At 42.8% G+C, this 23,974-nt stretch carries 22 protein-coding genes; 15 read left to right on the top strand and 7 right to left on the bottom strand.

Annotation, left to right across the window (positions count from 1 at the left end):
• The 4 genes from PRU_RS07405 (at position 1) to PRU_RS16275 (ending at position 3,565) form a co-directional block, all read left to right on the top strand.
• Positions 1-1,143 carry a glycosyltransferase family protein gene (locus PRU_RS07405; RefSeq protein WP_013065565.1) on the top strand — a complete coding sequence of 381 codons (1,143 nt, stop codon included), beginning with the start codon at positions 1-3 and terminating at the stop codon, positions 1,141-1,143.
• Positions 1,101-1,994, top strand: coding sequence for a LicD family protein (locus PRU_RS07400; protein ID WP_080517179.1), 894 nt, complete (start codon positions 1,101-1,103; stop codon positions 1,992-1,994). The genes PRU_RS07405 and PRU_RS07400 overlap by 43 nt, the downstream gene beginning before the upstream one ends.
• Before the next feature lie 25 nt (positions 1,995-2,019).
• Positions 2,020-2,742, top strand: coding sequence for an IspD/TarI family cytidylyltransferase (locus tag PRU_RS07395; RefSeq protein WP_041386714.1), 723 nt, complete (start codon positions 2,020-2,022; stop codon positions 2,740-2,742).
• A 295-nt stretch (positions 2,743-3,037) separates the two neighbouring features.
• Positions 3,038-3,565 carry an NAD-dependent epimerase/dehydratase family protein gene (locus PRU_RS16275; RefSeq protein ID WP_224083034.1) on the top strand — a complete coding sequence of 176 codons (528 nt, stop codon included), beginning with the start codon at positions 3,038-3,040 and terminating at the stop codon, positions 3,563-3,565.
• A gap of 101 nt (positions 3,566-3,666) precedes the next feature.
• On the opposite strand, the gene PRU_RS15285 is transcribed toward PRU_RS16275, so the two are convergent.
• Both PRU_RS15285 and PRU_RS07380 read right to left on the bottom strand, forming a co-directional pair.
• Positions 3,667-4,848, bottom strand: coding sequence for a glycosyltransferase family 32 protein (locus tag PRU_RS15285; protein ID WP_013063723.1), 1,182 nt, complete (start codon positions 4,846-4,848; stop codon positions 3,667-3,669).
• A 28-nt stretch (positions 4,849-4,876) separates the two neighbouring features.
• Positions 4,877-5,284: a glycosyltransferase family 2 protein gene (locus tag PRU_RS07380; RefSeq protein WP_224083080.1), complete on the bottom strand. Its 408-nt coding sequence runs from the start codon at positions 5,282-5,284 to the stop codon at positions 4,877-4,879.
• Between the two features lie 514 nt (positions 5,285-5,798).
• Here PRU_RS07380 and PRU_RS07375 point away from each other — a divergent pair.
• Positions 5,799-6,650, top strand: coding sequence for a glycosyltransferase family 2 protein (locus tag PRU_RS07375; protein WP_041385906.1), 852 nt, complete (start codon positions 5,799-5,801; stop codon positions 6,648-6,650).
• Positions 6,647-7,741: a glycosyltransferase family 4 protein gene (locus PRU_RS15280; protein ID WP_013064843.1), complete on the top strand. Its 1,095-nt coding sequence runs from the start codon at positions 6,647-6,649 to the stop codon at positions 7,739-7,741. The genes PRU_RS07375 and PRU_RS15280 overlap by 4 nt, the downstream gene beginning before the upstream one ends.
• Position 7,742: 1 nt before the next feature.
• Here PRU_RS15280 and PRU_RS07365 read toward each other — a convergent pair whose 3' ends face one another.
• On the bottom strand, positions 7,743-8,711 hold the full coding sequence (locus PRU_RS07365; protein ID WP_013064387.1) for an acyltransferase family protein: 969 nt from the start codon (positions 8,709-8,711) through the stop codon (positions 7,743-7,745).
• Between the two features lie 61 nt (positions 8,712-8,772).
• Between PRU_RS07365 and PRU_RS07360 the strand changes: the two genes are divergently transcribed.
• Positions 8,773-9,786 carry an acyltransferase family protein gene (locus PRU_RS07360; protein WP_013063204.1) on the top strand — a complete coding sequence of 338 codons (1,014 nt, stop codon included), beginning with the start codon at positions 8,773-8,775 and terminating at the stop codon, positions 9,784-9,786.
• Here the strand turns inward: PRU_RS07360 and PRU_RS07355 are convergent.
• Genes PRU_RS07355 through PRU_RS15275 form a run of 3 tightly spaced genes read right to left on the bottom strand, consistent with a single transcriptional unit; the run spans position 9,783 to position 12,042 of the window.
• Positions 9,783-10,700, bottom strand: a complete 918-nt coding sequence (locus PRU_RS07355) for a nucleotidyltransferase family protein (protein ID WP_080517176.1) — start codon at positions 10,698-10,700, stop codon at positions 9,783-9,785. The genes PRU_RS07360 and PRU_RS07355 overlap by 4 nt on opposite strands.
• Positions 10,697-11,443, bottom strand: a complete 747-nt coding sequence (locus PRU_RS07350) for an ABC transporter permease (protein ID WP_013064073.1) — start codon at positions 11,441-11,443, stop codon at positions 10,697-10,699. Before PRU_RS07350 ends, PRU_RS07355 begins: the two co-directional genes overlap by 4 nt.
• Positions 11,440-12,042 carry an ATP-binding cassette domain-containing protein gene (locus tag PRU_RS15275; RefSeq protein ID WP_013065336.1) on the bottom strand — a complete coding sequence of 201 codons (603 nt, stop codon included), beginning with the start codon at positions 12,040-12,042 and terminating at the stop codon, positions 11,440-11,442. The genes PRU_RS07350 and PRU_RS15275 overlap by 4 nt, the downstream gene beginning before the upstream one ends.
• Before the next feature lie 84 nt (positions 12,043-12,126).
• Between PRU_RS15275 and PRU_RS07340 the strand changes: the two genes are divergently transcribed.
• Genes PRU_RS07340 through PRU_RS07325 form a run of 4 tightly spaced genes read left to right on the top strand, consistent with a single transcriptional unit; the run spans position 12,127 to position 18,236 of the window.
• Positions 12,127-13,143, top strand: coding sequence for an agmatine deiminase family protein (locus PRU_RS07340; protein ID WP_013063172.1), 1,017 nt, complete (start codon positions 12,127-12,129; stop codon positions 13,141-13,143).
• Positions 13,140-14,024 (top strand): carbon-nitrogen hydrolase, encoded by an 885-nt coding sequence (locus tag PRU_RS07335; protein ID WP_013063814.1) that lies wholly within the window; start codon positions 13,140-13,142, stop codon positions 14,022-14,024. Before PRU_RS07340 ends, PRU_RS07335 begins: the two co-directional genes overlap by 4 nt.
• A gap of 42 nt (positions 14,025-14,066) precedes the next feature.
• Positions 14,067-16,259, top strand: coding sequence for a glutamine synthetase III family protein (locus PRU_RS07330; RefSeq protein WP_013065587.1), 2,193 nt, complete (start codon positions 14,067-14,069; stop codon positions 16,257-16,259).
• A 15-nt stretch (positions 16,260-16,274) separates the two neighbouring features.
• The gene (locus tag PRU_RS07325; protein ID WP_013063772.1) at positions 16,275-18,236 is read left to right on the top strand and encodes a protein-disulfide reductase DsbD family protein; all 1,962 of its coding nucleotides are present in this window, start codon (positions 16,275-16,277) and stop codon (positions 18,234-18,236) included.
• A 30-nt stretch (positions 18,237-18,266) separates the two neighbouring features.
• Here PRU_RS07325 and PRU_RS07320 read toward each other — a convergent pair whose 3' ends face one another.
• Positions 18,267-20,975: a valine--tRNA ligase gene (locus PRU_RS07320; protein WP_013063839.1), complete on the bottom strand. Its 2,709-nt coding sequence runs from the start codon at positions 20,973-20,975 to the stop codon at positions 18,267-18,269.
• Positions 20,976-21,065: 90 nt separating this feature from the next.
• Between PRU_RS07320 and mazG the strand changes: the two genes are divergently transcribed.
• The 4 genes from mazG (at position 21,066) to PRU_RS07300 (ending at position 23,968) form a co-directional block, all read left to right on the top strand.
• A complete protein-coding gene (gene mazG / locus PRU_RS07315; RefSeq protein WP_041385900.1) occupies positions 21,066-21,947 on the top strand; it encodes a nucleoside triphosphate pyrophosphohydrolase in 882 nt (293 codons plus the stop codon).
• 16 nt (positions 21,948-21,963) lie between these two features.
• Positions 21,964-22,647, top strand: a complete 684-nt coding sequence (locus tag PRU_RS07310) for a lipocalin-like domain-containing protein (protein ID WP_013063333.1) — start codon at positions 21,964-21,966, stop codon at positions 22,645-22,647.
• A gap of 16 nt (positions 22,648-22,663) precedes the next feature.
• Positions 22,664-23,578, top strand: coding sequence for a ribonuclease Z (locus PRU_RS07305; RefSeq protein WP_013065638.1), 915 nt, complete (start codon positions 22,664-22,666; stop codon positions 23,576-23,578).
• An 87-nt stretch (positions 23,579-23,665) separates the two neighbouring features.
• Positions 23,666-23,968: a T9SS type A sorting domain-containing protein gene (locus PRU_RS07300; RefSeq protein WP_041385898.1), complete on the top strand. Its 303-nt coding sequence runs from the start codon at positions 23,666-23,668 to the stop codon at positions 23,966-23,968.
• The last annotated feature ends 6 nt before the right edge of the window (positions 23,969-23,974 follow it).

Below are 23,974 nucleotides of genomic sequence, written 5' to 3'. Positions count from 1 at the left end.
ATGCGGATACTATTCTTAGTCTATCATGGCTTCTCTGAGCATAGTGGAATCTCTAAAAAAATCCACTATCAAGTTAAAGGCTTGCGTGAAAATGGGCATGATGTCAGACTCTGCTACTATGGTTTTGCGGAAAATGGGCATAGGTGCAGATATATAGATGGCACTATACTGAAGGACTATGGTGTGGGACGTTTGGCAGCTCTTCGTCAGCGTATAAACTATGAATGTATATATAACTATTGTATTCATGAGAATATAGAGTTTATCTATGCTCGGAGTTTTATGAATGCTAGCCCCTGGCTTGTCAGTCTATTCAAGAAGGTCAAAGGTGCTGGTATTCGTGCTGTAACAGAGATCCCGACATATCCTTATGATTCAGAGTTTAGTCCCCATATATGGAAACAGCCGTTACGTTTAATCCTTGATAAATTTTTCCGCTGTAGTCTTTATCGTTATATGGACGCTATGGTTACTTTCTCTGATGCGACAGAGATCTTTGGTCAACGTACAATAAATATAAGCAACGGTGTGGATTTTGATAGCATCCCTTTGCATAATTATCAGTTTCCTACTGACGGCTCCATCCATTTGATTGGTGTTGCTGAAGTTCATATTTGGCATGGATATGATCGTCTGATAGCGGGAATCGGTGAGTATTACAAAAATACACAGAATCCTCGTCAGGTTTTTTTTCATATAGTCGGAGGTGTCCATCCACATCAAAGGTATAAGGATAATCATTTCCACCCAGGATTGCAAGTAATTATTGATAAGTATAAGATACAGGATTATATTATTTTTCATGGTCAGCTATTTGGTGAAGAATTGGATAAAGTCTTTAATGTGTCTTGTTTCGCAATAGGTTCACTTGCACGTCATCGTAGTGGCATCACTGTTATAAAGACCTTAAAGAATCGTGAATATGCTACACGTGGAATTCCTTTTATCTATAGTGAACAAGACAGTGACTTTGATCATCAATCATATGTATTGAAGGCTCCAGCTGACGAATCGCCGATTGATATCCAAAAAATTATTGATTTTGTAAATAAATTCACGATGAAACCAGAATATATACGCAAAACAGTTGAACACTTAAAATGGGAAAATCAGATGCAACGTGTTTTGGATGCAGTTTTTTAAAATATTCTTTGTATTTTGTTTTTTTATTTGTATATTTGCAGAAAAGAATTAATATGAGAAAAATAACTTCTGATGAACTGAGATCCATTCAGTTGGATTTGCTACAAAAGACTGCAGACTTTTGTGAAGATAATGGTATAAGATATTTTCTGTGCGGTGGAACGCTTTTGGGTGCGATTCGTCATAAGGGTTACATACCATGGGATGATGATATTGACATAGCCATGCCTCGACCAGATTACGACCGATTTTGCATGACATTCAATCAGCCGGATAGTGAATATAGGGTGAAGAGCTTATCTACCCATCCTGATTATAATTACGCTTTTGCTAAGGTGTATGATGATCGAACCATGTTAAAAGAACTCCATTACAAAGGTGTACATTTTGGCGTATATATTGATATCTTGCCCATAGATGGCGTTAAGGATTCTGCCCAGATTAAAAAAATTATGTTTCTTCATAAAGTACTTAATACAAAGAGGCCAAATTATTATAAAAGAACGCTATCCAAAATAATTGTTAATACTTTTGGTAAATTATTGCTGCTACCATTTACTGCTCATCAAATTGCACGTTGGATGGACAATGAAGCTCGTAAGTATGCTTTTGGAAGTATGCCCTCAGCAGGACTAATAGCTAACCCCTTAGGAGTAGGAGAACAAGTCGACAAACATGTGTTCGATAGTGAAGTTTATATGGTATTTGAGGGCCGCCAATATCGGGTTCCTGTGGGTTATGATGCATACCTCAGTAGTATTTATGGTGATTATATGCAGCTGCCGCCAGTAGAGCATCGGGTTACACACCATACTTTTGATGCTTGGTGGAAAGATGATATCCAAAAATGATGACCGTAATAAATCGATTAAAACTATGAATATTGCAATAATTATTGCTGGAGGTTCTGGCAATCGTATGGGGCAGGATATTCCCAAACAGTTTATCAATGTGTATGATAAACCTGTACTCATCTATACCTTAGAGGGGTTTCAGCGTCATCCAATGGTGGATGCAATTGAAGTCGTTTGCCTTGACGGATGGCATGGAGTTCTTTGGGCATACGCACACCAGTTTAATATTTCAAAACTGAAGTGGGTCGTTTCGGGTGGCAATACTGGCCAGGAAAGTATTCGAAATGGCGTATATAACTTAGAAGACAAGGTCAGTGATAATGATATTATCATAATTCATGACGGTATACGTCCTTTGGTGGATGCTAGCGTTCTGACGGATGTTATTCAAAAAGCCAAGCAATATGGTAATGCAGTTACTTCATTACCTTATAATGAACAAATATTTATTGTGAATCCTGAGGATAAAGAAACAACGAAGGAATATATTCCACGAGAGATATTACGTCGTGTTTCTACGCCTCAGGCTTATAGGTTTGGAAGGTTAGATTCTGCCTATCATGAGGCATTTGAAAAAGAGATCGGCATTTATGGCTCTGCTTATACTAATACAATGATGGTTGAACTCGGTGAGACGCTTCATTTTGCCGCAGGTTCTGACAAGAATATAAAACTGACAACGAAAGATGATCTAGAGTTGTTCAAAGGCTATTTGAAAGTAGATAAAGATACATGGCTGAAATAAAACTTAACAAATGACATCCTCTGTATCAGGAGGACCTAACTAGTATATTGGAGATTCCTGAGTTGGAGAAGATATAGAAAATGTCTTTTCTGATAACTGGTGCAACAGGTATGATAGGTACATGTCTTATTGATGCTTTAATGTGTTATAATTATCATGGGGCTGATATTCATATACATGCTGTAGGAAGAAATTGGGAGAAGGCGAAATATCGTTTGGGAGAATATGAGGAAGATTCACATTTTTTTTTTATTGAACAGGATGTTCGTCACCCATTCCCCCCCAAGATATAAAAGTGGATGTTATAATACCTTTGGCTTATAATACTCATCCTTTGGCTAAGGCTTTAGAATGTGATGCGACGGTGCTTTATCCCTCTTCTGTGGAGGTTTATGGCAATGTAAGGGGGAGCGATATCTTCATGGAGGATTATACGGGTAAGTTAAATCTTGCTAATGCGCATTCATGTTATCCGGAATCTAAACGATTAAGTGAGGCTTTGTGTTATTCTTATATGGCAGAGCGTAGTGCTAAAGTGAAGATTGCTCGTTTGAGTCGCGTATTTAGTCCAACCATGCTTGCATCTGACGCCAATGCCTCTTCCCAGCTCATTTTAAAGGCTTGGGCAGGCGAGGACATTATTCTCAAGATCAAGTATGAACAGTTCTTTTCTTATACTTATGTTGCTGATGTGGCGAGGGCGATGCTTTTCATCTTACTACATGGAGAATATGGTAAGGCCTATAATGTTTCTAGTCAGGACAACAATGTGATGTTGAGGGATTTTGCGGGAGCCTGTGCCCGTTGGGCAAGTAAGTCTTGATAATGCTCTTCTTCAGTCCATTGGCTGTCAACTTCTCTTTCCCTTTGGTGAAGCCATCTGTCGTACGCTTGTTGTCCTGGCTGATCTTTATAAAAAACTTCTTACCCAATGCAAAGATAATGATATATCTGCATGGTTGATTGACTAAGCTTGAAATCTGCTATATTTTCTAATACAGTATATTCACAGATGCACTGCATCATTATATCGGGAATTATAAATTTATAGTCATATGAACCATCTTCCAATATGAAATGCCGGTCATGATATTTCTCCATGCATTTTCTTAAATAGGGATTTCCTGCATGAGCGCCGAATATTGCGGCCTCAATATATCCCGAGTCGGAATTCTCCTTGGATAAAACATAGTCGAGTTCTATAAAGGGGGATAAATCTTTCAATACTTCAACGTCGCAGTCAAGGTAAAAACCACCATATTTATATACGGCATACAGACGGATATAGTCAGAGGCATGAGAATATACCTTAGCTTCATATGCTTCATAAACCCAAGGCTCATTGATCTCCTCAAGGCATGTTTTATCCCAAAGACGAAACTCCCATCCAGGAAGTTGTTTTTTCCAAGAGTTAATACATTTCTTAAACAATGTAGGAAATTCGTCTCCACTTAACCAGCAGTAATGAATAATTTTGGGTATCATATTTTGAATTATTGAGTTAATTAATTGATGCAAATTAGTTTTTTTTCTGTGGAAAAAATCAAACAGATGAGCTATGTGTCCTACTATTTTTATCATATAGTAATAATGAGAACGAATAAATCTAAATCTAAATAAATATATGAAGGGTCTATATTCAAGCAAAAGGAAGCAGGCAATGAGAAACCTTCCGTCTTTTAATGCAAGAGACATTATCTTGTTTCTAAAAACTAAAATTTGGTTGTAGTCTTTCTTTTCATATGGAAACAAAAATATTGCGCGCAGATGTGTACGTTGTAGATAAAGCAAGTAATCAACCTCTAGGTTGTGCTTAAAATCTTTGCTATTAGGTCTACGTGATAGATAATACTCAAAAACGGTTTTCCAACTGTTCACGTATCTTTGTGCCCTTTCAGGATTTAACGCTCCGTGGTTTGTACTTTCTGGCGCTTCTTCATAAAAAAATGTGGTATGGGGAAGTAATAGCATGGAGTTTATATGGGATACGAGGTAATAAAGCCATGGCTGATCTTGAAGGTAGATGTTTTCGATGAATAATAGTTTATTATCGGTTATGCATTCTTTTCTTACAAGTTTGTTCCATGATGTGATGAGATATTTCATTGTAAGGAATCCATGAATGATAGACTCTTTACCTTCCAATAATTCTCTTTTTTTTGATATCGGTTTTGTTTTTGATGATTGTGCTTCCAACCACCATGTCAATTGCCGGGTTTATAATAATTTCATCTGCAAATGTTTTGAGACAATTGGGGAGTATATAATCATCACTGTCTATAAACATGATATATTCGCCAGTGGCGTATTCTAAGCCAATATTACAGGCTACTGAACGTCCCTTGTTCATCTCATTTCTAAGACAGATAAAATGGATGCTCTCGTATGGCTTAATGGCTCCCTTCGCAATTTCCATACTTTTGTCGGGGGTACAGTCATCTACCAGAATGCATTCCAAATTGTATGCAGATCCGATGCCTTCCTGGGTGGCCACAGATTTTATGCATCGTTCAATATAGGCTTCAACCTTATATACAGGGATGATAATGCTGATGTTAATTCTCTTGTTTTTTTCATTGTCAAATTTGTTGCATAGATTGTTCCTTAATATATTTTTTTTGTGGAAAATCGAAGAATACTTCGTAAAATACTCTCAATACATGGATGGATGTTATCCTCCACGTTATAAACGGGTACATTGCTATTTATTCGTATTATCCGGTTCTTCTTCATTCTTTCCTATTTTTTCTGCAAATATAGTATATTTCTGTGAAACCTCCAAATTTTAAGGTTTTTTTGCAGATTAAGATGGTGATATGGTGTTGGGACCTGAGGATGAAGGGGTGGAATAGGGCGATATTCAGTATATCCTACCTCCTATGAATATCATCATAGAAATACTTGTGTCATTTTCTGTTATTAACAAAAATGAATGATAAATATGAAAAAATGTGTTTTTTTTAAAGGAATTCTTTGAATATGTTTTTTTTTTTATATTTTTGCACTATAAAATGGTAATATAAAGACAAGACAGTAGTAACTATTTTAATTGTGGTATGGCTTGGTACGATAAATACATGGCAATTTACGGGAAAAAATTATGTGAGATTCCTCAAGTAGTAGTTGAAGACATCCGTTTTCGATTGTCAGATATACAAAGTGATAATCCTTTGATTAGCATTGTGGTGATAGCATATAATGAAGAATGTAGGTTAACATCTTGCCTTTGGTCTTTAGCTGATATGCAACTGTCATATCCAGTAGAAATCATTGGAGTGAATAATAATTCAGCTGATAAGACCGAGGATATATATAAATCGCTCGGAGTCCAATACTATAATGAAATGAGACAGAGTCCTGGTTATGCGAGAAAATGTGGTTTAGATCATGCTCGAGGGAAGTTTTATTTTTGTATTGATGCCGATACTATCTATCCTAAGAATTATGTGGATTTGATGATGAAAGAACTATTGAAACCAAATGTGTCTTGCATCAGTGCCTTTTGGAGTTTCTACCCTGATGAAAACCATTCTCGATTTGGTTTGTTCTTTTTTGAAATGATTCGCGATATGTTCTTGTTCGTTCAACATTTCAAGCGTCCAGAACTTTGTGTTCGTGGAATGGTATTCGCATTTAATGCCGATTATGCCCGTCAAGTTACGATTCGTACAGATATTCGTCGTGGCGAAGATGGTTCCTTGGCTTTGTCTTTAAAACCATTTGGTAAGATTGCTTTCCTTTATAATCGTAAAGCTCGCCCTGTTACAGGGTATGGAACTCTTGGCTCCCAATCTTTGTGGCAGAGTTTTGTTGAGCATGTCAAGGTCCAGGGAAAAGGCTTGTCTCGTATTTTCTATAAAAAAGACCATTATGAGGATAGTGACGATAATTTGGTAAAAAGGGGATGAGACTAATTTATGTAACGGATGCCTTTGCGGTATGGGGGGGACTGGAGAGAGTTCTGGCAGATAAGATGAACTATCTGTCAAAATGCTATGGTTATGATGTCATTCTTATGACAGTTTTTCATGGAGAGCATACAATCCCATTTTCATTGAATCCTAGGATTAATCATATAGATGTGGGTGTTATGTTACATAAACAGTATGAGTATAGTGGAATTAAACGCTACCTTGTACATAGGCGATTATTCGTCCAACTGAAAGATAAAATCCAGAAGACATTGCTTCAGATTAATGGTGATATTATTGTTTGTGCTAAGTTGGATTTTGTTGGAGTGTTGAATGAGGTTAGGGGAAGAATTCCTTTGATAGTAGAATCTCATACACTATGCAAGGCTGATTATTATGAAAAGTGTGGCTTGCTTAGAAGACTTCATATCATGGATTACAAGCTTCAAGTCCAAAAGGCTGATGCTGTAGTTGCACTGACAGCGGGAGATGCAAAAGATTGGCAATTGTATAATAAAAATGTATTCGTGATACCCAATGTCGTACATGTAAATGAGTCATATAACTATAGTGAATGTGTTGAGAAAAGAATTATTTTTGTTGGCAGGTTTACTAAACAAAAGGATTTTAAAAGCTTATTAAAAATCTGGTCATTAGTTTTTTCGAGACATCAAGATTGGACTCTTGATGTCTATACAGATGGAGAACTTCATGCCCCTGGTGTTCGCGTTTTTAAGCCTGTTGCTGATATTATGGAGAAGTATCGTAATAGTTCCATATTATTATTAACTTCGTCTTTCGAACCATTTGGCTTAGTGCTTTCTGAAGCAATGAGTTGCGGACTACCTGTTGTTTCTTTCGATTGCCCTTATGGACCGGCTGATATTATTACGGATGGGGTGGATGGCTTTTTAATCAAGAATCGTGATGTTCAGGCGTTTGCTGATCGGGTTTGTCAATTGATTAAGGATAAGGAACTTCGTGTACGAATGGGACAGGAAGCCATCAAATCGTCACAACGCTATCGGGCAGATGTTATTATGCCGAAATGGAAGGAGCTTTTTGAGAGCCTTTGCCGAAAAGAATAGGTCATTTACTCCTGTAGATGATGATGGGCAATAGCACGATTTCTATCACGAATGCTATGATAAGGCATTCGTACCAATTGTAAATGATGTTTGGACGATGGAGAAAAGTCTCTATCCCGAAATCGATGATGCCAATCATTATTCGGTGGAGGCCAAAGATAAGCATGGTGCCAATGGAAATCAGTGTTATCAGTCTGCTTTTGATGTTGTTGAGCGACTTTGATAGGTATATGAAAGCATACATAGATATGAAGTTTACCACATAATATAGTATAATGTGGAGAATGAATCTGTCTTCGTGGATATGCCAATAGAATAAGATGAGGCTGAATAATAGGGCAGTGGTGCCGATGACTATATCTTTTCGTATATTATGTGTTTGGAGCCAACCTTTCTGTTGGAAGAGGTTGCCCATAAAGAAGAAGCAGAGGCAACGTATCAATCCGTGATAGGTAATGTATGGGGCATAGTGATAGTACTTGTTGGTACCATAGAGAATCATGGTGATGATGGAAAGTATCAGCATGATGGTTTTGCCATGTTTGCTCTTATTGAGCACATCTGTTAGGATATGCATGATGAATAAGGCAATAAGAAACCAGGTAACACCATTGAGCTCACAGGAAAAACTACTGTTTAGTTGTCCCAATAGCGTGCCGATAATGGGTTTTACAGCATCCCCCCAGGTTATGCCGCCATGCTCTATGTAGAATTTGACGAACCAATAGGGGTAATATATTACATTATATATAATATAAGGAATCAAGAGTGCATAGCCGTATTTCTTGGAAGACTCTTTGACTGTTAGGCCCCTCTTCTTCAGATAGCCTGATACGAAGAAGAACGTTGAGAGGATGACTGAGGCTAAAAACTGCAGATAAAAAGTGTCTTCTTGCTGGGGTAGGTGGCAGAATACCACTACCGTCATGCAGAATGCTTTTGCCCAATCTATCCAATTAATTCGGTTCATGTTGCAAAATTACGAAAAAATATCCATATTGTGGATTCTTTTTAGTAATTTTGCACAAGATATGGCAAAACAACGAATTGAATACATTGATGTGATGCGAGGATTTACGATGATTCTCGTAGTGTTTGCGCATGTGTGCCATTTCTGTTTGGGTGATTCGAGAATGGGCTATAATGCGGTGTTTATTCTCTTTCGTTTGCCATGTTTTTTTATGATTAGCGGATGGTTGTTCGAGTCGGTAGCTCAGCGTCCGTTTAAAGAGGTTGCAAAACATAAAGCGATGGTACAGTTACTACCCACCTTTATTTTCCTGCTACTTTTGGCACCACCACCAGAGTTCTTTCATCAGTTGGGGGCACTTAAAGGTGGTTATTGGTTTACCTTTGCACTTTTTGAGTATTTTATTCTTTATATGCTGATGATACGTATCAGCAGGAAGTGGACACCGTTGATGGCGGTGGCGTTAACTATTGGAACATTCTTATATGCCCGATATTACGATAGTCTTCGTTCTACAGCCGATGGCTATCAATTGTGGTTGATTGATTTCTTTGGTTTCCTGAGTGTAACCACATGGCGTCTTTTCTTATTCTTTTATTTAGGTACCTGTATCAGACGATATTTCGATACTTTTATTCGATGGACGGATAAACCTGTTGTAATCGTATTAATCACTGCGGTTTTTGCAATGATAGCTTCCACCTCGCATCATGACAATCTGATGTTCGAGATGTTCAGGTTTTATGTCGGGGGCATTACAGGTATGGTTATGGTTTTTACGTTCTTCCGACTTTCTGCCTCATGGCTTAAACGTTGGCATATCTCACAGCCTTTGCAATACGTGGGAAAGCGAACATTGGATATCTATCTGTTGCATTTCTTCTTCTTGCCACGATTCCTGATGGTTTATTCGCCGAAATTGGCCGCTTTTGATAGTCGTTTTGTTGAGTTTTGGGTGATACTTGCTGTATCACTGATTGTTCTGGCGCTAACCTTGATTGCCAGCTATACTATTCGCCTGAGTCCTTTCTTGGGGCATTATTTGTTTGGCGTAAAGTACGACAAGACGGCCTAAGTCAGGTTTTGACAGGTATAGTACCAGAGTTTGTGCCACCAGTTATGGAAGGTGAAACCATCGCCCATCATTTCGCTCAGGATATACTGACCTTCTTCCTCTAGTGGCTCAACAGGCATGTGATTAGTGTCAAGATTAAATATCTCTTTCATCAACCACATAGTTCCTTGTGAAAAACGAGTCAATCCTAATTCTTTGATCTCGCCATCAATCGTAGTCTGCGAGAATTGGAACAGTTTACCGCTACCATCACCAAAACGGAGTACATAGAACAGGTCCATGAGGTTGCGCATCTGTAAACGCTTCTCTAAAAAAAAGTTATATAGATGAACAATCTGAAGAACAATTGTCATGGCATGCGAGGGCACAGTCAGTTCGCCTGCTTTGCGAAACATCAGGTCGTTGTTCTGCAACATCCATTTTTCAAGTCGGGTGTTACGTTGAGATGATTTGCCTGCGTGCAGTTCGGTATGAATACGTACATTGATGTCGGCCCATTGGTTCAGGTCAACCTGATTCTTATAGCCGAATACATAGAGATCAACCCCCTTGGTATAGCGAAGTGGTTGTAGCTCACGGTCGTAGAAACGAACCAAGCCTGGTCCCGTAACCACCGATGAACGTAGATGGTGCGAGTGTAGCTCGTCTTGTAGTGTAACTAGTCTGCGACTCCTGCCGCGATTCTGTTCTTTGATATCCTCTGCCTCAGCCATCCAGTCGAGCGATAACTCCTGAGGAGCCACCAAACCGTAGTCGAATAGTTTGGTGATACCATGATAACAGATACCAGCAACCGTGTGACGCTTGGCAAGTTCGAACAATTTCTTCCATTCATCGGGCTCTGGAAATCTGCTTACACAATCCAGCTGGCCCACAGAAACCTGCATTAATTCGAAAAATAGTTTCCTTATCATGATAATCGATGGATGTACTTAATGATAACCAATGTAATTCCTAATGCCGATACCGATGATGCAATACATCCCAGTACGGCATAAACCATCATGGCAAAAGCATTGATGGGGGCAAAACCACCTAGAAGCATACCACAGAACAATAGTGGGAGAGAGGCTAATGCTAATGCAGAAAGGTTGGCGATAGTTGGCGACAGAATGGCTAACAGACTGGTGCGCATAAAAGGTACCAGGGCTTGCCATTGCGATGCACCATTACCTAACATAAAATCATATTGCCCGCGGTTGCGTTGCGACATCGTTACAAAATTGCCGAGACCTCTTACTTGCATAGCTGACGAATGTCCCAATAGTACCGCCATGACAGGTATAAACCAACGGGCAGATATATGATCGATAGGTAGAACTGCTACCAAAAGCCATAGTCCAATCAATAACACGCCAACAAATAGTCCTGCACTTGTTGGGAAAAGATAACTTTGGATGGTCAGCTTGCATTTGTTGATAACCAAGAATCCTGCCCATACAGCAATCACTAATAGCCATCCAATGGATAGCCAGATGTTATCTACCTTATATACGCCCCATGCAATCAGCGAAAAGATGAGTAACTGCACAAATCCTTTCGTTAATGCCACGGCGAGTGGTTTCATGGTGGGGCGGTCTAACAAATAAAGTGCTCCAAAAGGTAAAATTAGTAGCAAAAGTGCTAAAATGGTATGTAGTATCAATGTTGTAGTCATATCTGAAACTGGTTTAAATCAATTACATGATGGGCATATGTTATAAGTTGCGGGTTGCGACTGGCTATCAAAACGCATTTGCCTTGTGCTGCTTGCTGTTGTAATAACTGTAGTATTTTGGGTGTTAACTCTGGCGAGAGGTGCGAGGCTGGTTCGTCTGCCACCAGAATCGGCTTGTTGGTTGCCTCTGCTATGGTTATGCTTGCCAAACGTAGCACCTCTTCGGGCGACAATGGCTCTGTCTCTGGTATTTCAGCAACAGATGGTAACTCGCTATTCCAAACACCATACTCTTCAGCTTCTACTTGTGGCGATAGCGGTTGGTATAGTTGGTTACGCAACAGGTGGATGTTCTGAGGTAGATAGCACATCATCTTTCGGAAAGCAGGCGCAGATTGTACCGTCAACAATTCTCCATCCACACTCACAAAACCATCGGTTACAGGTAGGAATCCCATTAGGGTACGCAGGAAAGTAGTCTTGCCCGAACCTTCTGGGCCCGTGATGCATGTGATTTTTCCATCGTCCGCTATAAAGGACAGGTTCTTTACCAAAACCTTTCCCGAAACGGCTATTGTCGCGTCTTTAACCTCTAACATATTAAATTGTTTGTGCAAAAATACAAAAAAATCTCATCATGCCATCAGTTATTACTCATTTTTTTGTAACTTTGCGCCAAAATTATGAGCATAGAAAAAAATAACGCAACAAAACAGTGGCGTCTACCTGCTGAATGGGAGCCACAATCAATGGTGCAGCTAACTTGGCCGCATGCAAAAACAGACTGGGCACCCATGCTCGATGAAATCACTGAGACTTACGAAGAAATGGCTCGCGAAATATCAAAACGTGAACCTCTTCTCATAGTTGCTCCTAAGAATGTTGGCTCAACTGTCAACTATCAATTGTCAACTATCAATTCGAACGATACTTGGGCGCGCGATCATGGTTTCATTACATTGGTTGATGATCAAGGTGATGCTCGCTTGTTGGATTTCTGCTTTAATGGTTGGGGCGAAAAGTTTGAGTCTGAGTTAGATAATGCCATTAATCGTCGTATCTATGATGAAGGTAAGGTTAAAGGCGAATATGTGGATTGTCTGGACTTCGTACTCGAAGGTGGTTCGATTGAGAGCGATGGTCAGGGTACCATTTTTACTACCTCTTGTTGCTTGTTGGCTCCTCATCGTAATCAGCCAATGACAAAAGCTGAAATCGAAGCGCGACTAAAGCGTGACCTTTGCTCAGAGCGTGTGCTATGGATCGATTATGGTCATTTGGTAGGTGATGATACTGATGGACATATCGATACTTTGGTCCGTATTGCCCCTAACGACACCTTATTATATATAGGGTGCGATGATGAGACTGATGAGCACTACGAAGATTTGAAGAAGATGGAAGAACAACTCAAGACCTTCCGTACCATGGCTGGTAAACCCTATAAGTTGGTGAAGTTACCTATGCCACGAGCTATCTTTGACGAAGGTGAGCGTCTGCCAGCTACCTATGCTAATTATTTAATATTGAATGGTGCTGTATTAGTGCCTACTTATAACCAGCCCGATCTTGATGCTGAGGCTCTGAAATTGATTGGTGAGGCCCACGAGGGTAGGGAGGTTGTAGGTATCGATTGTAGAAGTATCATTAAGCAGCATGGTTCACTCCATTGCTGCACCATGCAATATCCAAAATTATGAGAGAGTTAAAAGTGGGTTTTTTGCAGCAGCATAATACTGCTGACACCAAGGACAATATCCTGAGATTGGGTGAGGGGATCACCGATCTGGCAAAACGTGGTGCGCAACTCATTGTACTGCAGGAGTTGCATAATACGCTTTACTTCTGTCAGACGGAAGATGTGGATCTGTTCGATTTGGCCGAGACAATTCCTGGTCCATCTACTAAGTTGTACTGTGAGTTGGCAAAGAAGTGTGGCGTGGTTATCGTTGCTTCGTTATTCGAAAAACGCGCCCCAGGTTTATATCATAACACAGCCGTAGTCATCGAGAGTAATGGCGAGATTGTGGGTAAGTATCGTAAGATGCATATTCCCGATGATCCTGCTTATTACGAGAAGTTCTACTTTACGCCAGGTGACTTGGGATTCCATCCTATCCAGACCTCGGTGGGAAAATTAGGCGTGTTGGTATGTTGGGATCAGTGGTATCCTGAAGCTGCCCGTCTGATGGCGATGCAGGGTGCCGAGATGCTCATCTATCCTACTGCTATTGGTTATGCCGATAATGATACCCCCGAAGAGCAGCAACGCCAGCGTATGGCTTGGCAGACAGTGATGCGTGGCCATGCTGTGGCCAACGGTTTGCCAGTGATTGCTGTTAATCGTGTTGGTTTCGAACCCGATTCTTCTGGTCAGACTGCTGGCATCCAGTTCTGGGGCACCTCGTTTGTAGCCGGCCCTCAGGGTGAGATTATCTACGAGGCGTCAACTGATGATGAGGAGAGCATCGTGGTAGAGATGGATATGGACCGTTCTGAGCAGGTGCGCCGTTGGTGGCCCTTCTTGCGTGATCGCCGTATCGATGCCTATGGTGACATCACGAAGCGTTTCATCGATTAAAGGTAGGATTGTAAAAGGTAAAAAGATAAATTATATAAGACTATGTCAAATCAACTTAGATTCCAGGTTGTAGAAGAGGCTTTTAAGAAAAAAGCTGTAGAGGTTAAAACGCCTGCAGAGCGTCCCTCAGAGTATTTCGGTAAGTATGTGTTCACCCGTGAGAAGATGTATAAGTATCTGCCCATTACGGTGTACAACAAACTGATTGATGTCATAGATAATGGCGCCCGTTTGGACCGTTCGATTGCCGACGAAGTGGCCGAAGGTATGAAGAAATGGGCACAGGAAATGGGAGCAACCCATTACACGCACTGGTTCCAGCCATTAACTGAGGGTACTGCCGAGAAGCACGACGCCTTTGTGGAGCACGATGGTAAAGGTGGTATGGTAGAGAACTTCAGTGGCAAACTGCTGGTTCAGCAGGAACCTGATGCGTCAAGCTTCCCTAATGGCGGTATCCGTAATACTTTCGAGGCTCGTGGTTATTCTGCCTGGGATCCTACATCGCCTGTGTTCATTATCGACGATACACTCTGTATCCCTACTATTTTTATTGCTTATACTGGTGAGGCGCTCGATTATAAAGCACCATTGCTCCGTTCGCTGCATGCTGTTAACAAAGCTGCTACCGATGTGTGCCAGTATTTCTACAATGATGTGGCTAAGGTGCAGGTAAACTTAGGTTGGGAGCAGGAGTACTTCCTGGTAGATGAGGGTTTGTATTCGGCACGTCCCGACCTGATGCTTACTGGTCGTACCCTGATGGGACATGAGAGTGCCAAGAACCAGCAGATGGACGACCACTATTTCGGAACTATCCCTGATCGTGTGCAGGCCTTCATGAAGGATTTGGAAATCCAGGCACTCGAGTTGGCTATTCCTTGTAAGACCCGTCATAACGAGGTAGCACCTAACCAGTTTGAGTTGGCACCAATCTTCGAGGAGTGTAACTTGGCTGTCGATCATAACATGCTGCTGATGTCGCTGATGAAGAAGGTGGCTCGTAAGCATGGCTTCCGTGTGTTGCTGCACGAAAAACCATTCGATGGCATTAATGGTAGTGGTAAGCACAATAACTGGAGTCTTTCTACCGATAGTGGCGTGCTGCTTCATGCGCCTGGTAAAACACCTGAGGAGAATCTGCGCTTTGTAACTTTCATTGTCGAGACCTTGATGGGTGTATATAAGCACAACGGACTGTTGAAGGCTTCAATCGTCAGTGCTACCAATGCACATCGTTTGGGTGGTAACGAGGCACCTCCTGCTATTATCAGTTCATTCCTGGGTAAGCAGCTTACTGAGTTGCTCGATCATATTGAACTTTCAGATAAGGACGATCTCTTTACTATTAAGGGTAAGCAGGGCATGGAGATCGATATTCCACAGATTCCTGATCTGATTATCGATAATACCGACCGTAACCGCACATCGCCATTTGCCTTTACGGGTAATCGCTTCGAGTTCCGTGCACCAGGTTCTTCCTCAAACTGCGCTTCAGCCATGATTGCACTTAACTCGGCTGTGGCTGAGGCTTTGCAGAACTTCAAGCATCGTGTGGACAAGCGTATTGCCAAGGGTGAGAGCAAGCTTTCGGCTATTGTTGATATCCTGCGTGAGGACATTAAGACCTGTAAGCCAATCCGTTTTGATGGTAATGGCTATAGCGACGAGTGGGTGGCCGAGGCTGCCAAGCGTGGTCTGGATGTCGAGAAGTCAACACCAAAGATTATTGAGCACTATCTGGATAAGGACAGCGTGAAGATGTTCGAGTCGGTAAAGGTGATGAATCGTAAGGAGTTAGAGGCTCGTAACGAGGTGAAGTGGGAGACCTACGTGAAGACTGTTCAGATTGAGGCTCGTGTGATGGGCGACCTGTCGATGAACCATATCATCCCTGTGAGCACACACTATCAGAGTCAGCTCATTAAGAATGTACAGGGTATGAAGGATGTGTTTGCAAAGGCTGAGGCTGAGCGTTTGTCTGCCCGTAATATGAAACTGATTAAGGAGATTGCTGAGCGTACCGAGCGTATCGAGCAGTTGGTTGATGATCTCACAGAGGCTCGTCGTGTGGCTAATCGAATCTACAATATCCATGAGCGTGCCATGAGCTATCATGATACCGTTTGTCCTAAGATGGATGCCATCCGTTATGAGATCGACCATCTTGAGATGATTGTTGAGGACGGTCTGTGGTCATTACCCAAGTACCGTGAGTTGTTGTTTATCAGATAAATAAATCGCACAAAAATGAAGAAACTCTTAACTATATGGATGCTCTTGGTTGCTTTCGTAGCAGCCAAGGCCCAGATGATGGATCCGGTACACTTCACCACTCAGATGAAGGATTTGAAGAATGGTGAGGCTGAACTGGTATTCAAGGCAACGATTGATGCTGGCTGGCATGTCTATTCTACAGGCTTGGGTAACGATGGCCCTATTTCGGCTTCGTTCCACAAGAATAAGATGGATGGTGCCGAACCTGTAGGAAAACTGCAGGCTCATGGCAAGGAAATCAAGCAGTTTGATAAACTCTTTGAGATGGAGGTACGCTACTTTGAGCAGGCCGTGACCTTTGTGCAGAAGATTAAGTTTACCAAGCCCCAATACGATATCGATTGCTATATTGAGTATGGTGCCTGCAACGATCAGGCTTGTCTGCCACCATCCGAGGTTACATTTAAGCAAAGTGGTAAAAGTTCCATTGAGGAGGAAGCTTCTGTTCCAAAAGATGCTCCCGAGGTAGATACTGCGAAAGTAGTGGCGCCTGTAGATAGTGCTGTTGTTGCAAATGATTTGTGGACACCTGTTGTTTCTGAATTGCAGGCTTTCAATGGCAATGCGGCTCCTACCGAGAGTATGGCTCTGTGGTTGATTTTTATTGAGGGATTGCTGGGTGGTTTCATTGCTTTGTTCACACCTTGTGTGTGGCCAATCATTCCGATGACGGTATCTTTCTTCCTCAAGCGTAATAAAGATCGCTCAAAAGCTATCCGCGAGGCCACTACTTATGGCGCAAGCATCGTGGTTATCTATGTGCTGTTAGGTTTGGCTGTTACTCTGTTGTTTGGGGCCAGTGCGCTGAATGCTTTGGCCACTAATGCGGTATTCAATATCTTCTTCTGTCTGTTGTTGGTTGTCTTCGCCGCTTCATTCTTAGGTGCTTTCGAAATCACCTTGCCTGCGTCGTGGTCAACAAAGATTGATGAGAAATCCGAGAGTACTACAGGATTGCTCAGCATCTTCCTGATGGCGTTCACCTTGGCTTTGGTGTCTTTCTCATGTACCGGTCCTATTATCGGATTCCTGTTAGTGGCTGTATCTACGCAGGGAAGCATTGTGGCTCCAACTATCGGTATGTTGGGATTCGCCATTGCATTGGCCATTCCATTTACACTCTTTGCCATGTTCCCCTCTTTGTTGAAGTCGGCTCCTAAGTCAGGTGGTTGGATGAATGCCATCAAGGTAACCTTGGGCTTTATCGAGTTGGCTTTTGCACTCAAGTTCCTGAGTGTGGCTGATTTGGCCTACGGTTGGCATATTCTCGATCGTGAGGTGTTTCTGTCGTTGTGGATTGTTATCTTCGGTCTGCTTGGCGCATACTTGTTGGGCTGGCTCAAGTTCCCGCACGACGATGATAAGCATCGTACCAATGTACCACAGTTCTTCTTGGCTATGGCTTCGTTAGCTTTCACTATTTATATGATTCCTGGTTTGTGGGGAGCACCTTTGAAAGCCATTTCAGCTTTTGCACCACCTATGAGTACACAGGACTTTAATCTGCAGAAGACGGTGACCGAGGCCAAATACAAGGATTACGAACAGGGTATGGCTGCTGCCAAGGCTGAGCACAAACCTGTGATTATCGACTTTACTGGATTTGGTTGTGTAAACTGTCGTAAGATGGAGGCTGCTGTATGGAGCGATCCTCAGGTGGCTGATATCCTGAATAATAAGTATATCTTGATATCGCTTTACGTAGACGACAAGACACCACTCGCTACACCTATCGAGGTGGAGGAGAATGGCCAGAAGCGTACCTTGCGTACTGTGGGTGATAAGTGGAGCTATCTGCAGCGTGTGAAGTTCGGTGCTAACGCCCAACCGTTCTATGTGCTATTAAACGAAGAAGGCCACCCGTTAGCGGGCAGCCGTTCTTACGATGAGGATATTCAAGGTTATATTGAATTCTTGAATAAAGGCCTGAAATAATAAATCCCCGCCAATCGGCGGGGATTCTTTTTATTTATTCTTCAGAGCAGCGATGCTTTCTTTCAGCGCTGCAATTTTCTCTTCAGAATCACTCTGCTTCTTGCGCTCAAGTGCAACTACTGCTTCAGGAGCATTGGCTACAAAACGCTCGTTCGAGAGCTTCTTCTTCACACCTGCCAGGAAACCTTCGAGGTGCTGCAACTGAGCCTCCATCTTAGCAATCTCGGCCTCAACATCAATCATGTCACCAACAGGAACTGCAAACTCGTCGGTACCTACCATGAAGGCTGATGCGGTGGCATCCTTCTCGGTAACTACGTTGATGCTCTTCAGGTTAGCCATCTTGATGGTGACGGCATCAAACGCAGCATAATCGTTCTTGCTAACAACCTGCAGGTCGAGCTGCTCTTTTGGAGCAATGTTCTTCTGGTTACGAACCATACGAACGCCTGATACAATCTGCTTCACGTTCTCAATCTGAGCAGCCAGCTCTTCGTCAGCCTTAGTAGGAGCGTCGAGCTTCAGGCTAACCTTCATGATGCTCTCGCCATCCTTGCGATCGTACAGGTGCTGCCACAGCTCCTCAGTAATGAATGGCATGAATGGGTGCAGCATCTTCAACAGAATCTCGAAGAACTCGAGGGTCTTATCGTAAGTAGCCTTGTCGATAGGCAGGGGCTCACCATTGATATAGGCAGGCTTAACCATCTCCAGGTACCAGCTTGAGAACTCATCCCAGAACAGCTTATAAACAGCCATCAGGGCCTCGCTGATACGGTACTTCTTAAACAAATCCTCAACCTCAGCGTTGGTCTGCTTCAGTTTTGCCTCAAACCACTTGGTGGCAATTTTTCCAGCTTCGGCCTGCTCGATATCTGCAACCTTCCAACCCTTAACCAAGCGGAAGGCGTTCCAAATCTTGTTGTTGAAGTTACGTCCCTGCTCGCACAGTGCCTCGTCGAACAGAATATCGTTACCAGCAGGTGCAGAGAGCATCATACCCATACGTACACCATCGGCACCGAACTTCTCAATTAGTTCGATAGGATCGGGTGAGTTACCGAGCGACTTAGACATCTTGCGACCCAACTTGTCACGAACGATACCAGTGAAGTAAACGTTCTTGAATGGGAAGGTACCCATGTACTCCTCACCGGCCATAATCATACGAGCTACCCAGAAGAAGATGATATCTGGACCAGTTACCAAGTCGCTAGTGGGATAGTAGTATTTAATCTCCTCGTTGCCAGGGGTGTTGATACCATCAAACAATGAGATTGGCCACAGCCATGATGAGAACCAGGTATCGAGGGCATCCTCGTCCTGTTTCAGGTCGCTCATCTGCAGGTTGGCGTTGCCGCTCTCCTTTCGAGCCAGCTCCAGGGCCTCCTCGGCTGTCTCGGCTACAACGAACTTCTCTTCGTCGTAGTAGTAAGCAGGAATACGGTGTCCCCACCACAACTGACGAGAGATACACCAGTCCTGGATATTCTCCAACCAGTTCTTATAAGTATTCTTGTATTTTGCTGGATAGAACTTCAGTTCGTCATTCATTACTGGTGGCAGAGCGATGTCAGCAAAGTGCTGCATCTTCAGGAACCACTGCAGTGAGAGGCGTGGCTCGATGGCGGTGTCAGGGTTGCGCTCAGAGTAACCTACCTTATTAATATAGTCCTCAATGCGCTCCATCAATCCTGCCTCCTGCAGGTCCTTCGAGATCTGCTTACGGCAATCCATGCGGTCCATACCTACATAGAGTGGGCTCTGCTCCGAAATGGTACCATCGGGATTAAAGATGTCGATGGTCTCCAGATTGTGAGTCTTACCCAGCATATAGTCGTTGGTATCGTGTGCAGGGGTTACTTTCAAACAACCGGTACCAAACTCGATATCTACATAACGGTCCTCAATCACGGGGATCACACGACCTACCAGAGGAACAATTACCTTGCGACCTTTCAGCCACTGGTTCTTGGCATCCTTGGGGTTGATACACATAGCAGTATCACCCATGATGGTCTCAGGACGTGTAGTAGCAACTACGGCATAGTAGCCCTTCTCGTCCTTGTGGATGATGTTGCCTTCAGCCTTTAAGGCCTCCTCGTTTTCGAGGGTGGTCAAGCCATCCACATAATATTTCAGGTGGAACAGGTGACTCTTCTCCTCTTTATAAATCACCTCTTCGGTTGAAAGTGCTGTCAAAGCTTTGGGGTCCCAGTTTACCATACGGAGACCGCGGTAGATGAGGCCTTTGTTATAGAGATCTACAAATACTTTGATGACGCTCTTGCTGCGTGTCTCGTCCATAGTGAATGCGGTACGGTCCCAGTCGCAGCTGGCACCCAGACGGCGCAACTGCTTCAGGATGATGCCACCGTGCTCATCGGTCCAATCCCATGCGTGCTTCAGGAACTGCTCACGGGTCAGATCACGCTTCTTGATACCCTCGCCGGCGAGTTTCTTAACCACCTTAGCCTCGGTAGCGATAGAAGCATGGTCGGTACCTGGTACCCAACAAGCATTCTTTCCCTCCATGCGAGCACGACGCACCAGAATATCCTGGATGGTGTTGTTCAGCATGTGTCCCATGTGCAGCACACCCGTTACATTGGGTGGCGGAATAACGATTGTGTAAGGTTGACGTCCGTCGGGCTTACTGGCAAAGAGCTTGTTGTCCAGCCAGTACTGATACCATTTCGATTCGACCTCTTTTGGGTCGTATTTGCTAGCTAATTCCATATATAATATTTTAATATTTTGCAAAAATCGCTGCAAAATTACTAAATTTCCAATTAATATTAGTACTTTTGCACGGAAAAAGATAGTTTTATGCATACAAAAGAAGAAAAAATGCAGGCTTTCGGTCGTTTTCTTGACGTTTTAGACGCGTTAAGAGCAAATTGTCCATGGGACAAAAAGCAGACCAACGAGAGTCTTCGCCCCAATACCATCGAGGAGACTTACGAGCTCTGCGATGCACTCATTAAAAACGATATTCCCGATATTTGTAAAGAATTAGGCGATGTGTTGCTGCACATCTGTTTCTATGCCAAGATAGCTGAGGAGAAAGAGCAGTTTGATATGGCTGACGTTTGTAACGCCCTCACTCGTAAGATGATAACCCGCCATCCGCATGTTTATCATCCTTCGCAGATTGAGGCCGAGAACCCCAAACCGCTGCCATATGTGCCAAAGGAAGTGAATAGTGAACAGGGAATAGTGAATAGTGATTCTGCAAAGGTAACGACAGTTGGTCAGGTGCTTGAAAACTGGGAGCAGATAAAGCTGAAAGAGAAAGATGGTAACGAATCGGTTCTCTCTGGTGTGCCTGATGCTCTGCCATCACTGATCAAGGCTTATCGCATTCAGGATAAGGCTCGCAACGTAGGCTTTGATTGGGAAGACCGTCAGGATGTATGGAAAAAAGTGCATGAGGAACTGGCTGAATTGGAGGTAGAGCTGAATAAGGAAGATAAAGAAAAATCAACTGAGGAGTTGGGCGATTTCTTGTTCAGCGTGATTAATGCCGCCCGATTGTATAAACTGAATCCTGATAATGCCCTTGAAAAGACAAACCGAAAGTTTATCAACCGGTTTAATTATATCGAGGCGCATAGCATTAAGATTGGCAAGCCGCTTAAGGATATGACTTTAGGCGAGATGGATGCCCTCTGGAATGAAGCGAAGAAAGTAGAATTGTCAAATCATTAAATTGTCAAATAGTCAAATGAAAAAGTTGGTTTTTCTGAGTGTGGCGATGGCCGCTATGATGATGTTGAGCTGTGGTGGTAACACGCATCAGGCTGAGCGTGAAGAGGATACGGTGGATGCGTATGATCAGATTCGTGACCATACACTCTATGGACTCTGTGGCGCGATTCCTTCTACATCCCAGTTGAAGGTGATAACTGATGTCGGTGACACGCTGACGCTTGATATCACGCCGGCTCTTGAAAACCATAAGATGTTAGGCTCTGTAAGAGTAGGTGATCGTTTGGCAGTGATGACTAATAAAAATCAGACAGAGGCTTCTGAGGTTATCAATATCAACTTGTTGTTGGGCGATTGGGTGATGCCCGATCCTTTGGATGGCAGCGATGAAATAGGTATCCGTATCAAAGAGGGTGGTGTGGCTGAATCGATTGAGATGACCAACATTACCTATCGTACCTGGCGTATCTTCAATGGCAAACTGGAAATTACGTCTATTCGCGAAGGTGGTGAACAATCTGAGGAAACCAACAGCTTTGATATCCTGAAACTTTCATCAGATACGCTAGTATATAAAACCATTGGTAAGCCACAGGATGAGGAGGAAACCTTTGAGTATAGCCGTTGGCGAGAGAAAGAACAGCCTGACCTTCATGGCTTGAAGCTGGAGGAACATCAGGACGAGTATATGAAATTATAAACATAATTACTGCGTTTTGGAACCATTTAAAGTTCATATATTAGGTTGTGGCAGTGCGCTGCCTACACTTCGTCATAATGCGTCGTCGCAGGTGGTCGAGGTGCGAGAGAAGGTTTTGATGCTTGATTGTGCCGAAGGCACCCAGATGCAGTTACGGAAGTGCAGGGTACGTTTTAATAAACTCAGTCATGTGTTTATTACCCATCTGCATGGTGATCACTGTTTTGGACTGATTGGTATGATTTCAACGTTCGGTTTGTTAGGACGCACAGCCAAGCTGCATGTTCATGCTCCCAAGGAACTTGGAGAGGAATTAGACCGACAACTTAAATTCTATACCCACGACTTGGGCTACGAGGTGGTATTCTATCCAGTAGATACCACACAGCGCCAGGTGGTGTACGAAGATCGCAGCATTACAGTTGAGAGTATTCCGTTGATTCATCGCATGCCTTGTTGTGGCTATCTGATTAGTGAGAAGCCTGCACAACCCCATATCCGCCGTGATATGATGGATGCCTATCAGATTCCTAACTCGCAGATAAATAATATTAAATGTGGCGCTGATTGGACTACTCCCGATGGTGATGTGATTCCCAATGAACGACTGGTTACACCTGCCGATCCTATTCGTAGCTATGCCTATCTGTCGGATACACGCTATATTCCTGATCTTTGGCAGCAGGTGAAAGGGGTGAGCACCCTTTATCACGAGAGTACCTATGGCGATGATCATTTGCCTCAGGCTGAGAAATACTGTCATTCCACAGCCCGACAGGCAGCGATGGTGGCTCGTGATGCGAGGGCAGGCAAACTGTTGTTAGGTCATTATAGTTCGCGATATGAGGATGAAACGGTGTTGCTGAATCAGGCAAAAGAAGTGTTCGAGAATAGTTTTTTGACGAATGAAATGGATGTTTTCGATGTATAGAAGGCTCTAAAAGCTACTTTTTAAGCCGAAAATTTGTTCATTTCGGAAGATTTGTCTATCTTTGCCCCGAATATAGATAGATTGCTTATGCGGAGAATTCTACTCATATCAACCATATTGTTCCTACTGGCAGCCCCGGTTTTAGCTACTGGAATGCTGATGGATCCGGCTTCTTCGGCACAATTCGATGAACCATCGATAGCGGTCGAAGGACATATTGTGACTGTAAGTGGTGCTCAAGGCAAAACGCTTCAGGTGGTATCGCTTACAGGTCGGTTGGTGGCAGAATATGAGATTGATGCCCCCGTTCAGCGTTTGGAACTAAATCTTTCTAAAGGGTGTTACATATTAAAGGTCGGAAAAGTAGTTCGCAAGGTATCCATCCGATAAGTTTCG

The sequence above is a fragment of the Xylanibacter ruminicola 23 genome (assembly GCF_000025925.1).
GTDB classification, from domain to species: Bacteria; Bacteroidota; Bacteroidia; order Bacteroidales; family Bacteroidaceae; genus Prevotella; species Prevotella ruminicola.
Note: the sequence above shows the minus strand (reverse complement) of the source record. Positions and strands in the feature narration are given on the sequence as shown.